The sequence below is a fragment of the Pseudomonas sp. 32_A genome, assembly GCF_017490905.1.
Lineage (GTDB): Bacteria > Pseudomonadota > Gammaproteobacteria > Pseudomonadales > Pseudomonadaceae > Aquipseudomonas > Aquipseudomonas inefficax.
Genome location: NZ_JAFGYI010000005.1, coordinates 46799 through 60333 on the forward strand (window position 1 = coordinate 46799; position 13535 = coordinate 60333).

The 13535-nt window shown below is 60.0% G+C and carries 14 protein-coding genes; 13 read left to right on the forward strand and 1 reads right to left on the reverse strand.

Going from position 1 to position 13535, the window contains the following annotated elements:
• Positions 1-202 precede the first annotated feature (202 nt).
• On the forward strand, positions 203-1426 hold the full coding sequence (locus tag J5M58_RS04750; protein ID WP_112250474.1) for an SAM-dependent methyltransferase: 1224 nt from the start codon (positions 203-205) through the stop codon (positions 1424-1426).
• Positions 1427-1430: 4 nt separating this feature from the next.
• On the opposite strand, the gene J5M58_RS04755 is transcribed toward J5M58_RS04750, so the two are convergent.
• Positions 1431-2309, reverse strand: coding sequence for a DNA-binding response regulator (locus J5M58_RS04755; RefSeq protein WP_112250475.1), 879 nt, complete (start codon positions 2307-2309; stop codon positions 1431-1433).
• Positions 2310-2757: 448 nt separating this feature from the next.
• On the opposite strand from J5M58_RS04755, the gene J5M58_RS04760 reads away from it, so the two are divergent.
• The 12 genes from J5M58_RS04760 to J5M58_RS04815 all read left to right on the forward strand — a co-directional run bounded on the left by J5M58_RS04760 (position 2758) and on the right by J5M58_RS04815 (position 13524).
• Entirely contained in the window at positions 2758-2949 is a 192-nt protein-coding gene (locus tag J5M58_RS04760) for a Flp family type IVb pilin (RefSeq protein ID WP_015271628.1), read from the forward strand.
• 38 nt (positions 2950-2987) lie between these two features.
• The gene (locus J5M58_RS04765) at positions 2988-3506 is read left to right on the forward strand and encodes a prepilin peptidase (protein WP_112250476.1); all 519 of its coding nucleotides are present in this window, start codon (positions 2988-2990) and stop codon (positions 3504-3506) included.
• 15 nt (positions 3507-3521) lie between these two features.
• Positions 3522-4856: an AAA family ATPase gene (locus tag J5M58_RS04770; protein WP_112250478.1), complete on the forward strand. Its 1335-nt coding sequence runs from the start codon at positions 3522-3524 to the stop codon at positions 4854-4856.
• Between the two features lie 12 nt (positions 4857-4868).
• Positions 4869-5681, forward strand: a complete 813-nt coding sequence (cpaB, locus tag J5M58_RS04775) for a Flp pilus assembly protein CpaB (RefSeq protein ID WP_112250480.1) — start codon at positions 4869-4871, stop codon at positions 5679-5681.
• An 87-nt stretch (positions 5682-5768) separates the two neighbouring features.
• Positions 5769-7256: a type II and III secretion system protein family protein gene (locus J5M58_RS04780; protein WP_112250482.1), complete on the forward strand. Its 1488-nt coding sequence runs from the start codon at positions 5769-5771 to the stop codon at positions 7254-7256.
• Positions 7257-7271: 15 nt separating this feature from the next.
• A complete protein-coding gene (locus tag J5M58_RS04785) occupies positions 7272-7547 on the forward strand; it encodes a hypothetical protein (RefSeq protein ID WP_112250484.1) in 276 nt (91 codons plus the stop codon).
• Positions 7548-7557: 10 nt separating this feature from the next.
• The gene (locus J5M58_RS04790) at positions 7558-8901 is read left to right on the forward strand and encodes a pilus assembly protein TadG-related protein (protein ID WP_207877389.1); all 1344 of its coding nucleotides are present in this window, start codon (positions 7558-7560) and stop codon (positions 8899-8901) included.
• Positions 8902-8910: 9 nt separating this feature from the next.
• Entirely contained in the window at positions 8911-9381 is a 471-nt protein-coding gene (locus J5M58_RS04795) for a TadE family protein (RefSeq protein ID WP_112250487.1), read from the forward strand.
• Complete coding sequence (locus tag J5M58_RS04800) at positions 9381-9884, forward strand: TadE/TadG family type IV pilus assembly protein (RefSeq protein WP_112250489.1); 504 nt, start codon at positions 9381-9383, stop codon at positions 9882-9884. The genes J5M58_RS04795 and J5M58_RS04800 overlap by 1 nt, the downstream gene beginning before the upstream one ends.
• Complete coding sequence (locus J5M58_RS04805; RefSeq protein ID WP_112250491.1) at positions 9878-11095, forward strand: AAA family ATPase; 1218 nt, start codon at positions 9878-9880, stop codon at positions 11093-11095. Before J5M58_RS04800 ends, J5M58_RS04805 begins: the two co-directional genes overlap by 7 nt.
• Positions 11096-11098: 3 nt before the next feature.
• On the forward strand, positions 11099-12541 hold the full coding sequence (locus J5M58_RS04810; protein WP_112250493.1) for a CpaF family protein: 1443 nt from the start codon (positions 11099-11101) through the stop codon (positions 12539-12541).
• Positions 12538-13524: a type II secretion system F family protein gene (locus tag J5M58_RS04815; RefSeq protein WP_112250495.1), complete on the forward strand. Its 987-nt coding sequence runs from the start codon at positions 12538-12540 to the stop codon at positions 13522-13524. The genes J5M58_RS04810 and J5M58_RS04815 overlap by 4 nt, the downstream gene beginning before the upstream one ends.
• Positions 13525-13535: the final 11 nt, after the last annotated feature.

Consider the following 13535-nt stretch of genomic DNA (forward strand, 5'->3'; position numbering starts at 1 on the left):
GGCTTTAGCCGGTGCCAGGCACCGCGTTGGATTCTTCGCGGCTAAAGCCGCTCCCACAGGGTACGCGTAGCGCTTGCGAATTCAGTTCTCTACGCGACAGCGCAGCCCAAAGGACTGGGCGATCTCCCACAGGAAGTTAGCCACCCTGTAGAATGCGTGCATTGCGCCATGCGCTCCCCGCTATCCGAGGCACCGTTTCTCCATGTCCGCCAGTTCTTCTGCCCCATCCGCGCCGGATGCGCGCACCCAGTTTCTCGACCTGCTGAACGCCGCCCTGCATGGCAATACCCTGGTCAAACTGGTTTTGGCGCGCCATGTGGGTGCCGACCAGACCTTGCAACGGATCATCGCCAAGCCGCTGCTGGTCAAGGGCCAGCCGTGCCTGTCGATGGTCTACCGCCACCAGACCCGCGATATCACCCGCAACCTGGCGCTGGACCAGGCCCAGGCGCTGGTCGGCGAGCTGCTGCCGGACAGCTTCCGCAACGCCCACCTGTTCGACGCCGACGGTGAAGTGCAGTTGACCTTCAGCAAGAAGGGCAAGCCCATGCTCCAGCGCCACGGCGCACAGGCACCGCGCGAAGCTGCCAGCAGCAGCGGCCATGACCGCGAGAAGAAGCGTTATCTGGAGCTGTCACGGCCGTTCCTGCGTGACCTGGGCGTGACTGACGCACAAGGCGCGCTGATCCCGTCCATGTCGCGCAAGTGGAAGCAGATCAACAAGTTCATCGAAGTCTTCGACCATGCCCTGGCCAGTGCCCCGGTGCCTGCGGAGCAGGCGCTGCGGGTGGCCGATTTCGGCTCTGGCAAGGGCTACCTGACCTTTGCCATGCACGACTACCTGCGCAACAGCCTGGGCCGCGACGCACAGGTAACCGGCGTCGAGCTGCGCCAGGACATGGTCGACCTGTGCAACGCCGCCGCCTTGCGCCTGGAGCACCCAGGCCTGGAATTCCAGTGTGGCGATGTGCGCAGCGTGGTGCCCGAGGCCATCGAAGTGATGATCGCCCTGCATGCCTGCGACATCGCCACCGACTATGCCATCCACACCGGCATCCGCTGCAACGCCGCGATCATCATGTGTTCGCCGTGCTGCCACAAGCAGATCCGCCCGCAACTGCACAGCCCGGGGTTGTTGCAACCGATGCTGCAGTACGGCCTGCACCTGGGCCAGCAGGCCGAGATGCTGACCGACAGCCTGCGCGCGCTGTACCTGGAAGCCTGCGGGTATGAGACCAAGGTGTTCGAGTTCATCTCGCTGGAGCACACCAACAAGAACAAGATGATTCTTGCGGTGAAGCGGCGCCAGGCAGGGGACAACGGGGCGTTGCTGGAAAAGATCGGGCAGCTCAAGGCGTTCTATGGGGTGCAGGAGCATTGCCTGGAAACCTTGTTGCGGGCGGATGGGTTGCTGCCTGCCGTGTGATTCTTCAACGGCTCTTGTGAAGCGCCGCACTCGGTAACTCGTTATCCAGCAGTGGCGCATTCGTACCTTTCAGGGGCTCGGTTTCGCTGGTCGACGCTCCGAGCTGGCGGGCCTGGCGGTATTCGCTGGGCGTGCAATTGCTGACCTGCTTGAAGGTGCGGGCGAAGTAGGACGGGTCCTTGAAGCCGGCCTCGTAACCGATGCTGGTAATTGGCATCTGGCTGTTGACGAGCAGGTCCATGGCCAGGTTCATGCGCTTGCTCAGGATGTAGTCCAGAAACCCGACGCCGTTGACCTCTTTGAACAGGCGGCTGAAACGGGCCGTGGTCATGCCGCAGCGCTGCGCGAGGTCCTTTTGATCGACGCATTCGCGAAAGTGCTGGTCGATGTACGGCATCACCTTGCTGAGCGCCTGGTGCTTGTGGTGTTCGCCGGTCAGGCGAATGCTGTCCGGCAAGGAGGGAAGGTGATCGATGCGCTGCGCATTGCCTGAGCTCTTACTGGCGCGGCGGATGTCGCAAAGCTGCTTGAGGACATCGATGTAGCGGCTTTTCTCACCGCTTGTCAGCGGCAATACCAGATACTCCCAGACCCGCGAACGCATGGCCCAGACGGCCAACTCTTCGGAGTGCTGCACGGTGAACATGGTGACCGGGATTGACGGTGAGTTGCGCTTCACTTCCAGCAGCAGGTTGAGGTTGAGGGTGTCGGGGCGATCGAAATGCATGCAGATCATGTCTGCCTGCTGGCGTTCGGATTGCGCGACGGCTTTCGCCAGTTTGCAATCGCAGACATGGCTGAACTGCGCCATCAGCGCTTCGGTGGAATGATCGCGTGTCAGATCGAACCACAACAACAGCGGCTTTGTGCCCGGGTTAGACATCGTGACTTAACCTTATGCTGGGGAGTTTCCCTACGAGCAGCAGTATTGTCAAAACACTATTAAGTCGCCGAGCAATTTGGTTATTACGTTAGATCGTTTTCGCTTAAGACGTTCTAGGGTTTTTGTAAAACCCTGATGTTAGACAGTTTCCGAATAGGGTCTGGCCTTTGCTCACGACGACCGCTTGTCGGCTTTGAACAAGCGTGCCAGAACGTTTCCCTGAACCTGCCGCAAATGCGTACCAAAGTGCTTTTCATATTCGGGTTTACGGCCTGTTTTCCTGGCGGCCTTGCCTGTCTTTTCGATGCTGGCCAATGGCCGCAAAAAAGTCCTAGCGATTCGCAAAAATCTCCTAACGACTCCGGTCCCCCCCTGACTAGGATTCCCAACAGGTAGTGCACACGCCACTGCCTAGGAAGAAAAAAATGTCCTTAGCGAGGTGAGCGAAATGACTCTGCAAACAATCAAGGCTTCGGTTATGAAGTTCGTCAAAGATGAGGATGGTCTGACCATCGTGGAATATGCCGTGGCAGGTGGCCTGGTAACTCTGGCTGTTGCCGCCTCGTTCGATACTTTGGCGGGCGCCATAACCACTGCTCTCGGCAGGTTGTCGACTTGCATGGCCGGTAACGCCTGCTAACAAGCCTGACGCAGCTGACGTAATTGGGGGAGGGGGCGATGTCCATAGAGCAGATGTCTACTTCAATCATGTTGCTAGTGCTGCTCGGTATTGCGGTGGTGAGCGACCTTCGTTTCCACCGCATTCCCAATCTACTGATTGTTGTTGGACTGGCTTTGGGCCTGATGGGCCAGGCCTATGCAAGCGGGGTCGACGGGCTTGGTAATGCGGCAATGGCCACCCTGATCGGCTTTGCGGTTTTGTTGCCCATGTACGCTTTGGGCGGGATGGCTGCCGGCGATGTCAAGTTAATGGCCATGGTCGGTAGTTTCCTGACCCCATTCAGCGCGTTGTGGGCTGTTTTCTTCAGCTTGATGGCCGGTGCGCTGTGCGGTGTGCTGATTGTCCTGTTTCGCGGCCAACTAAAGCAAACCTTGGCGCGCTATTGGCTGATAGCAAGTGCACGAGCTTACTTGGCACCGGCGGCAAATGAAGTAGCCGGCAAGCCGTTCCCTTACTCCGTGGCAATCTTGCTCGGAACCCTGGCCAGTGGCTATTGGCTTTATATCGGTCGGTAGCCCAGGAGGCTAGCCATGTATGCGATCAGCGACAGCAGTGCTTACTTCAATGATCGGGAAACGGTACAGCGCCTTGCACCACAGCCGCGGACTGTCCGTGAGACTGGACTGACTGAAAGCTTACTTGGTGATTTGCTGTGCAAGCACCTGCACGACGCCGGTACGCTGGACCTGTCGCGGCTGGTTGAGCGCCTGGCGCTGACCGGGGCAGTGGTAGAGGAAGTGCTGGCCTTTTTACGCAAGGATGGTCGCGTTGAAGTACTGGGCCAGGTCGGTGTGCAAACGGGGGGGCAGGTGCTGCGTTACGGCCTGACCGACCGCGGCCGCGGTACCGCCCGTGATGCACTGGCGCGCAGCGGCTACATCGGCGCGGCGCCCTTTCCGGTAGGTGCCTACCGTGACCTCCTCAAGCTGCAGACCATCCACCATGGCCGCATCAGTACACAGGACATGCATGCGGCGTTCGCTGGCGTAGTGCTCTCGGAGAGCATGCTCGATCAACTGGGCGTAGCGTTGAACTCCGGGCGCGCCATCATGATTTACGGCCCAGCAGGCACCGGCAAGACCTATGTCAGCAGCCGCCTGATCCGCCTGTTCGCTGAAGCCATCTGGGTACCCCATGCCATCGAGATCAACGAGTCGGTTATCGAGGTATACGACCCCCAGGTACATCAGCGCCTGGAGGAAGAAAGCCAATCTACCAGCCTGTTGCTCAACGAAGGAATCGATCGCCGGCTGGTGCGCTGCAAACGCCCGGTTGTGATCACTGGCGGTGAGTTGGGCATGGAGCAACTGGACGTCCGCTTTGACCCCAGTACCCGTCAGTACCAGGCCTCCTTGCAACTCAAGGCCAGCAATGGCCTGTTCATCATCGACGATATGGGGCGCCAGCGCATGGCCCCGGCCGAATTGCTCAACCGCTGGATCGTGCCGATGGAAGAGAAGCGCGACTTCCTCAACCTGGGTGGCGGACGCCATTGCGAGCTGCCGTTCGATCTGGTGCTGGTGTTCTCCACCAACCTCAACCCGCTCGAATTGGCCGACGAAGCCTTCTTGCGACGTATCGGTTACAAGCTGCAGTTCAGCTACCTCAAGGTCGATGAGTACGAACGCATCTGGCGCCAGGAATGCGAGCGCCTGGGCCTGGCTTATGACCCGTCGCTTTTGCGCTATGCGCTACAGGAACTATACGAGGTCGAAGGCGTACCGCTGGTGCCTTGCCACCCTCGCGACCTGCTGAACATGGCGGTCGACCGCCAACGTTACCTGGGCGGCGAGGGGCCGCTGTCGCCGCAGGAACTGGAATGGGCCTGGCATAGCTACTTCGTGCAGATCGACTTCCTTGGATAAGGAGATGCAGACATGAGTGCCCGTACGCTGATCCTGGTTGCCGTTTCTCTGACCTTGGGGCTTGGCGCCGCCTTGATGGCCAATAACTGGCTCAATGGTCGGCTCAACGCCGCCCCGGACGACAATATGAAGAACGTAGTGGTCGCCACGGTGGAAATCCCATTCGGGCAGATGATCGAGGCGCAGCAAGTCGCCATCGTGCGTATGCCCAAGGATGCTGTGCCTGACGATGCCTTCGACAGCAATGAAAAAGTGGTTGGCAAGATTGCCACTTTTGCTCTGTTGCGTGGCGATGTGCTGCGTAGCGCACGCGTGGCTGAGCACCTCGGTGGCAGTACCCTGGCTTCGTTGATTGCCCCTGACAAACGAGCAATTTCAGTGCGTGTGGATGACGTGGTCGGGGTGGGCGGGTTCCTGTTGCCGGGCAACCGGGTAGATGTACTGGCGACCAAGCGCAGCGACGGTAGCAGTAATGACTCGGAGTCCAGGACCATCCTCCAGGATCTGCGCGTACTGGCCGTGGACCAGACGGCGGGGACGGACAAGACCCAACCGGTGGTGGTGCGTGCCGTAACCCTGGAGATGTCGGCCAAAGAGGCCGAGGTCCTGGTCAAGGCGCAATCAGAAGGGAAGTTGCAACTGGCCCTGCGTAACCCGCTGGATGCCCAGAAGCAACCGCAAGCCGTTGCCGCTGCCGCGCCGGTCCAGGCTGCGCCGCCGGTAGCCAAACCCCAACCGAAGCCGGTGGCAAAAGGCAATGGTGGAGTTGGCGCGGTCACCATTATCCGCGGAACTGAAATTGAAGTAGCGAAAGCAAGGTTTTAAGGCGGCTGGCGTCCGAATGGCAAACTTTCGGCAGGAACAAGAACACCTCGCAAGGAGTTGTGCATGAATACTTTGCAGAGATTAGGGATGTACCTGTTGTGCGGGCTGGGTACGCAGCTGCTGTTCGTCGGTGTGACGCAGGCGGCAGAACCGGGATCGGGCTACAGCGCCATGCCGGCGGCCAACACCAACATAGTCCAGGTACCCATCTACAAGTCGCGGACGATCAGCACTCGTACACCGGTCAGGAAAATCTCGGTAGGCAACCCGGATATCGCCGATATCCTGATCACCAGCCCGACCCAGCTCTACCTGCTCGGCCGCTCCCTGGGCACTACTAACGTGCTGCTGTGGGATAGCAACAACCGCTTGATCGAGACCATGGATGTAGAGGTCGTGCATGACCTCACCGGGCTCAAGACCAAACTGCATCAGTTGTTGCCCGAGGAGAACATCGAGGTGTTCAGTGCCCAGGGCGCGCTTGTGCTGCGTGGCCAGGTGCGCAGCGCCGGCGCCATGGACACGGCGATGAAAGTGGCCAAGACCTATGCCGCGCAGACCTCGAGTGTGGTGCAAGGCAAAGGTGAAGCCGCCGAGGCGGCCCCGGCCCAGTCGCTGGAGGTGATCAACCTGCTCAGCGTCGGTGGCAGCCAGCAGGTGATGCTGGAAGTGAAAGTGGCCGAGATGCAGCGCAGCCTGATCAAGAACCTCAACGTGCGGTTCAATGCCCTTGGCTCATCTGGCAACTGGAGCGGTGGCGGGTTCAACAATGGTCAAGGACTGGGCCTGACTCCAGGTGGCGGGTCGATCCTTTCGCCAGGTTCGCTGATTGGTGGCGGCAAAGGCTTGTTCGCCCAGTTCCTGTCCGACGATTTCCTCTTCAACGTGGTGCTGGAGGCGTCCAAGGACAACGGTTCGGCCAAAGTGCTGGCGGAACCCACCCTCACCACCCTGACCGGGCAGCAGGCGGAGTTCATTTCCGGTGGCGAGTTCCCGATTCCGATCACCGAGGATGATGGCATCACCATCGAATACAAGGAATTCGGGGTCGGCGTGAAGTTCCTGCCGGTGGTGCTCGACTCTGGGCGCATCAACCTCAACCTGAATGTCTCGGTGAGCGAGCTTTCCAACGTCAACTCGCTGGTACTCGACACAGGCCTGAACAGCATTCTGGGCGATGGTGTCACCCAGGTCATTCCGTCGTTGACCAAGCGCAGCGCCGAGTCAACGGTCGAACTTGGCAATGGCCAGACCATCGCCATCGCCGGCTTGATCAGTGAAAACACCCGCGATTTCGTCAGCCGTTTCCCCGGGTTGGGGGACCTGCCGATACTCGGGCACTTGTTCCGCAGCCAGTCGTTCATCAATGGTGAAACCGAACTGGTGATATTGGTGACGCCGCACCTGGCCAAGCCTGTGGATGCCAAGGCGGTGCGCCTGCCCACCGAGAAATTCGTCGAACCCAGTGACCTGGACTTCTACCTGCTTGGCAAGACCAAGGGCAGTGAGCCGGGGCGCGCGGTGCCCGTCAGCCTCGGGGTCAGCGGTGGCAATTTTGGTCATGATCTGAACTGATCGGAGAGAACCAGCATGAGAAGCATGATCGTGTGTTGCGCGCTGCTGTCCGGAATGTCCGGTTGCATGTCCTACGACGAAGGGCGCGTTGGCCCGCTGGGCTACAGCGTTTACCAGACCACCTACCAGCAGATTGCCGACAAGCAGGTAGCTGCCAACCCTGGTACCGAATTGCCTGCCGCTGGCACCGATGGGCCGTTGCTGGAGAAGGTGATGGATAGTTATCGGGGGACGACCGGCGATGCCCAGCAGGTCGGTCAGCCGATTCAGATCCAGCTGGGTAATGATTGAGGGCATGACCATGACTCCTCGAGCTCAACGGATGTTCACCGCATGGCCAAGCCAACAGCGGGGGGCAGTGACTATCATCATCGTGATCGCCCTGTTGGCGATTTTGATGATGGCCGCGTTGGTGCTCGATGGCGGTCACATGTTGTTGAACAAGACTCGACTGCAGAATGCTGTGGACGCCGCCGCCCTCAGTGGCGCCAAAACCCTTAGCCAGGTGATTGGCACTGGCAATGCTGCCAGTACCACGCGCGATGCCGCGCTCTCCACACTGCAAAAAAATGCCAGTGCGACCGGCAACCAGGAACTGGCGACGGCAATCGGCGGCAACCCTGGAGGATTCGCGGTGGTGGAGATGGCAGACAATGTCTATGGACCTTTCTCCTATCCGGGGCCGGCCAATGCCACCTATGTACGGGTCTCGGTGGCGAATTATTCACTGGCAGGGTTTTTCTGGAACTTTGCCCAGTCATTCACCGAGGGCGCCCCCGCCACCAAGAGTGTGACGGCAATTGCCACCGCCGGCCCGAGCCCGACCAGCCCTTGTGATCTTGCGCCGCTACTGGTGTGTGGCAACCCGGCTCAGTACAACCCGGATGCGGGCATGTTCTGGGGGTATCGCTTCGGTGACCTGGAGGTCTTGAAATCAGCCTCCAAGAACAACGACCCAATTGGCCCGGGCAATTTCCAGCTGCTCGATTTTGGTTCAGGTGGCAAGACCATTGGCGACCTGATGGCAGGCGGCGGTTCGGTTTGCCGTAATGTCGGTGACAACGTAGCCACCAAACCTGGCAACACGGTCGGCCCATCCGTCAAGGGCTTGAACACGCGCTTTGGCCAGTACTCCGGTTCGCTTAGTAGTTCGGACTATCCGCCGGATCTGGTGACGAACTACAGCAATCCGGAAATGAAGTACAACGACAAAACGACGCCTCACCAAGTGGAGCATCAGGGCCAGATTGTCACTTCGAGCAATGGCAACCTGTCTGCTGGCGGTACGCCGCTGTTCGACTACAACGACTATGCCGCGCAGACAGCCGCATGTGTCGCAGGTGGTGGTGCCGGGTGCCAATCGAACGGAGTTTTCGAGCGGCGGATGCTGAAGATCGTGGTCGGCGACTGCTCGGGCAAGAACTCGGGGGCATCATCGATTCCGGTCATCGGTTTCGGTTGCTTCTACGTAGTGCAGCCGGCCGACAACTCGGGTGGGGATTCGCAGATCTTCGGTCAGTTCGTCAAGCAATGCGAGGGTGATGGCGTACCTGGGCCTACGCCGCAGGACGATTCCGGCCCGCAGATCATACAGCTGTACAAGACCTTTATCAGTGGCAGTGGCACACCGAGCACCGACTCCTAGGAGCGTGTCATGGAACTTTATCGGCTCAAGCGTGCGCAGCGTCAGCAAGGGGTGGCAATCGTCGAGTTCACCATCACCGTGCCACTGTTGCTCCTGGCCTTGCTGGCTTTCGGCGAATTTGGCCGCATGCTCTACCAGTACAACAGCTTGCTGCAGGGCAGCCGGGATGCCGCGCGCTTTGTCGCCAGCCAGGCCTGGAACTCGACCCTGGGCAAGGTCGAGGTGAGCGCCGACCTTGAGTGCATGACCAAGTACGTGGCGGTGTACGGTGCACCCTCTACGCCGCCCTGCAGCCTGACCGGGATGCCCGCCAACACTACTGTGCAGGTGGCTACGGTGGCGGGCACCAACGATCACGTTCAGGTGACCATCACCTCTGTCTTTTCCCCGCTGATCGCCAATGGCATTCCGGCGTTCATCGGCAACGGCATGACGCTGAACTTCCCATTGGTTGCCACCACCGTGATGAGGGCACTGTGATGAAGCGCAGAAGCATGCAGGGCGTGTACGTGGTGGAGTTCGCCATCGTCAGCACATTGCTGTTCACGCTGTTGTTCGGGGTGTTGGAAATAGGCCGTCTGTACTACACCGTGAATATGTTGAATGAGTCCGTACGGCGCGGAGCGCGCCTGGCAGCGGTCTGTAACATCAGCGACCCGGTGGTACTGCGCCGGGCGATATTCAACAGCGCGGGCAACAGTGGCGCCAGCAGCCTGCTGTCCAACCTGGACACCTCGGATCTGACCCTGCGCTACCTGGACAAGAACGGTGCGCCGGTAGCCAACCCTGGGGATCTGGTGAGCGCTACCGGGTTTGCCGCTGTCCGCTATGTGCAACTGACGCTGCAGAACTTTCAATTCAGCCTGTTTATTCCAGGGTTTGGCGTGCCCATTACCTTGCCAGTATTCAAGGCGACCTTACCTCGCGAGAGCCTCGGGCGTCATACCGAGGCGGATGTCGTACCGGAGATCACGCCATGCTGAATCTTAGGGAATCTTCCGTATCCGCTACCTCCATCAAGCCCGGGATGCGTCTGTTGATCAGCAGCTCAGACGCCCTGGCCTTGCGCCAGTTGCAAGAAATCTGTCAGCGCATTTCTGGTCTGGAGGTAAATGTTCGCCAGGTGAGCAATGGGCATTGCGACCCGCTTTATGGGTTGGACCGGATGCCCGATTTCCTGCTGCTGCGCGTTGGTCAGCTGTGGCGTGAGGAACTGGCGGCCCTGTTGCAACGCCCGGCCCATGAGCGCCCGCCGCTGTTGGTGTGCGGCCTGCTGGACGATCGGGAAGGCATGCGCCTGGCGATGCAGGCCGGTGCGCGCGATTTTCTGCCGGAGCCTATCGTTGCCACGGAGCTTATCGCAGCCTTGAACCGTATGGTCATGGAAACCCAGACCAACAGCACGGCGACAGGGAAACTGATCGCGGTAATGAATGCCAAGGGGGGCTCCGGCGGCACGGTGCTGGCCTGCAACCTGGCGCATCAGCTCAGCCTCAAGGGCAACACCCTGTTGCTTGACCTGGACCTGCAGTTTGGAAGCGTTACGCATCATCTGGATGTGGCGCAGTCGCACAGCCAACTGGACGTGTTGCAGCAGATAAAGGAAATGGATGGTGTTGCACTGCGCGGCTTCTGCAGCCATTTCAGCCCGTCCTTGCATGTGCTTGGCAGCCGCGCCAATGAGCTGTGCCTGCCGCAGGATGTCCAGGCCGAACAGCTCGATGCGCTGCTGCAGCTTGCGCGGGCCAACTATGACTGGGTAGTGGCGGACTTGCCGCGGCAGATCGATCACATCACCGCTTCGGTGCTGGAGCAGGCCGACCGGGTGTACGTCGTGGTGCAGCAGAGCGTCAACCACCTGCGCGACGCCAGTTCCCTGGCGCGCATTCTGCGCGATGACCTGGGCGTACGCGGCAATCAGCTGGAGGTGGTGGTCAACCGCTACGACAAGGCGGCGCCGGTCAGCCTCAAGGACATCGGCGAGGCATTGCGCTGCACCAATATCGTGAAACTGCCGAATGACTTCAGCGTCATCAACCAGAGCCAGAACACGGGCGTGCCATTAGGCCTGCAAGCACCTCGCTCCGCGATCACCCAGGCGCTGCGTGGGCTGGCCGAGGAGTTGGTTGGCAAGCAGGTGGACACTGACAGTGGACTGTTCAAACGCGCCTTCAAGCGTGTTTTTCGGGGGTGAACCATGCTTAGCGATTTTCGTAACCGTTTGCGCAAACAGGCAGTCACCGCCGAGGCATCGACGCCGTCGAAGCAGGGTGCAGGCGCGAAGGACCCGGCAGAGGCGTTGATGGCGTGGGAGCATTCAGCGCCCGATATTCTGTTTGAAACGAAAAGCCAGGTCACCTCGGTGGAAGCCGAGTGGCGGGAAAAAACCTATCAGCAACTGCTCAAGGTCATGGACCTGTCCTTGCTCGACTCGCTCGAACAGGCCGAGGCCGTGCGGCAGATCCGCGATATCTGCCAGCGTCTGCTCGACGAGCATTCAGCTCCGGTGAGCTCTGCCAGCCGCCAGTTGATCATCAAGCAGATCACCGACGAAGTGCTTGGCCTTGGCCCGCTGGAGCCGCTGTTGGCCGATCACACGGTGTCCGACATCCTGGTCAACGGCCATGACTCGGTGTACGTCGAGCGGTTCGGCAAGCTGCAGCGCACCGATGTGCGTTTTCGCGATGATCAGCACCTGCTGAACATCATCGACCGAATCGTCTCCAGCCTCGGTCGGCGTATCGACGAGTCTTCGCCGTTGGTTGATGCCCGGCTCAAGGATGGTTCGCGGGTCAATGCGATCATCCCGCCGCTGGCAATCGATGGGCCGAGTATTTCGATCCGCCGCTTTGCGGTGGACCTGCTCAACACTGACAGCCTGATTCAGGCGGGCGCCCTGACGCCGGCCATCGCGCTGCTGCTCAAAGCGATCGTGCGGGGGCGGCTGAACGTGCTGATCTCCGGCGGCACTGGCTGCGGCAAGACCACCATGCTCAATGTGCTGTCCAGTTTCATTCCCCACAACGAGCGCATCGTTACCATCGAGGACTCGGCCGAGTTGCAACTGCAGCAGCCACATGTGGTGCGCCTGGAAACACGGCCGGCGAATATCGAGGGGCGCGGCGAGGTGGGCCAGCGTGAGCTGGTGCGCAACAGCCTGCGGATGCGCCCGGACCGTATCGTGATCGGTGAGGTGCGCGGCGCCGAGGCGCTGGACATGCTGACGGCGATGAACACCGGCCACGATGGCTCACTGACCACGATCCACGCCAATACCGCGCGCGATGCGTTGGGCCGGGTCGAGAACATGGTCTTGATGTCTGGCGCCACGTTCCCGATCAAGGCCATGCGTCAGCAGATCGCCTCCGCCATCGATGTTGTGATCCAGCTGGAGCGGCAGGAAGACGGCAAGCGGCGGTTGGTAAGCGTGCAGGAGATCAATGGCATGGAGGGTGAAATCATCACCATGACCGAGATATTCTCCTTTGTCCGCAATGGTGTGGGCGAGCAAGGCCAGGTGCTTGGAGACTTCCGGCCTAGTGGCATGGTCCCGGCCTTTCGCGATGCCTTGGCCAAGCGCGGGATCGAGTTGCCGCTGACGATGTTCAGGCCGGAATGGATGGAGGCTCGTCAATCATGAGCCAGATACCTGCTGAATATATCCTGGCGTTTCTTGGCATGGTGTTCGTTGCCGTGTTTCTCCTCAGCCAAGGGTTGGTGGTGCCGGTATTCGGTGAGGCTGGCAAAGTACGCAAACGTATCCGCAGCCGACTGGTGATCCTGGAGCGGGCAAGCCATCTGCCGAACATGCAGACCGTGCTGCGGCAGAAGTACCTGACACGCCTGTCGCCGCTGGAGGCGCGGCTAGAGCAATTGCCCTTCATGGCAACGCTGACGCAACTGATCGAGCAGGCCGGCCATGAGTACCGGGCCTATCGGGTGCTGCTGCTGGGGTTGGCTCTGGCAGCGGCTGCCGGAATGCTGGCCTGGATGTTCTTTCCTTACTGGTGGTTGGCGCTGGCGGCAGCATTCGTGGCGCTCTGGCTACCGCTGCTGAAAATCTCCCATGACCGTGGCAGGCGTTTCGCCAAGTTCGAGGAGGGTTTGCCGGATGCGCTGGAAGCCATGTGTCGGGCGCTGCGCGCCGGGCACCCCTTCAATGAAACCCTGCGTCTGGTGGCAGATGAACACAAGGGACCGGTGGCGCATGAATTCGGTCTGACTTTCGCCGATATCAACTACGGTAATGATGTGCGCAGGGCCATGCTTGGCCTTCTGGAGCGGATGCCAAGCATGACGGTGATGATGCTAGTGACCTCGATCCTCATTCACCGCGAGACCGGCGGCAACCTGACCGAAGTGCTGGAGCGTCTGAGCAACCTGATCCGTGGGCGTTTCCGCTTTCAGCGCAAAGTCAAGACAATGTCGGCCGAGGGGCGAATGTCAGCCTGGGTGCTGATAGCCATACCCTTCGTATTGGCGGCTGCGATTGTTGTCATGAACCCTGCGTACTTGACGTTATTGGTCAAGGACCCCGTTGGGCAAAAGCTGATCGTGGGGGCTTTTGGCTCCATGTTGGTGGGGATTTTCTGGATTCGTAAAATCATTCGTATCCAGGTTTAGGCAGTTCTCGC

Excerpts from the sequence above, each read along its gene's own strand:
- J5M58_RS04750 (WP_112250474.1), top strand. The coding sequence starts at position 203 with ATGTCCGCCAGTTCTTCTGCCCCATCCGCGCCGGATGCGCGCACCCAG.
- J5M58_RS04755 (WP_112250475.1), bottom strand. The coding sequence starts at position 2,309 with ATGTCTAACCCGGGCACAAAGCCGCTGTTGTTGTGGTTCGATCTGACA.
- J5M58_RS04760 (WP_015271628.1), top strand. The coding sequence starts at position 2,758 with ATGACTCTGCAAACAATCAAGGCTTCGGTTATGAAGTTCGTCAAAGAT.
- J5M58_RS04765 (WP_112250476.1), top strand. The coding sequence starts at position 2,988 with ATGTCCATAGAGCAGATGTCTACTTCAATCATGTTGCTAGTGCTGCTC.
- J5M58_RS04770 (WP_112250478.1), top strand. The coding sequence starts at position 3,522 with ATGTATGCGATCAGCGACAGCAGTGCTTACTTCAATGATCGGGAAACG.
- cpaB (WP_112250480.1), top strand. The coding sequence starts at position 4,869 with ATGAGTGCCCGTACGCTGATCCTGGTTGCCGTTTCTCTGACCTTGGGG.
- J5M58_RS04780 (WP_112250482.1), top strand. The coding sequence starts at position 5,769 with ATGTACCTGTTGTGCGGGCTGGGTACGCAGCTGCTGTTCGTCGGTGTG.
- J5M58_RS04785 (WP_112250484.1), top strand. The coding sequence starts at position 7,272 with ATGAGAAGCATGATCGTGTGTTGCGCGCTGCTGTCCGGAATGTCCGGT.
- J5M58_RS04790 (WP_207877389.1), top strand. The coding sequence starts at position 7,558 with ATGACTCCTCGAGCTCAACGGATGTTCACCGCATGGCCAAGCCAACAG.
- J5M58_RS04795 (WP_112250487.1), top strand. The coding sequence starts at position 8,911 with ATGGAACTTTATCGGCTCAAGCGTGCGCAGCGTCAGCAAGGGGTGGCA.
- J5M58_RS04800 (WP_112250489.1), top strand. The coding sequence starts at position 9,381 with ATGAAGCGCAGAAGCATGCAGGGCGTGTACGTGGTGGAGTTCGCCATC.
- J5M58_RS04805 (WP_112250491.1), top strand. The coding sequence starts at position 9,878 with ATGCTGAATCTTAGGGAATCTTCCGTATCCGCTACCTCCATCAAGCCC.
- J5M58_RS04810 (WP_112250493.1), top strand. The coding sequence starts at position 11,099 with ATGCTTAGCGATTTTCGTAACCGTTTGCGCAAACAGGCAGTCACCGCC.
- J5M58_RS04815 (WP_112250495.1), top strand. The coding sequence starts at position 12,538 with ATGAGCCAGATACCTGCTGAATATATCCTGGCGTTTCTTGGCATGGTG.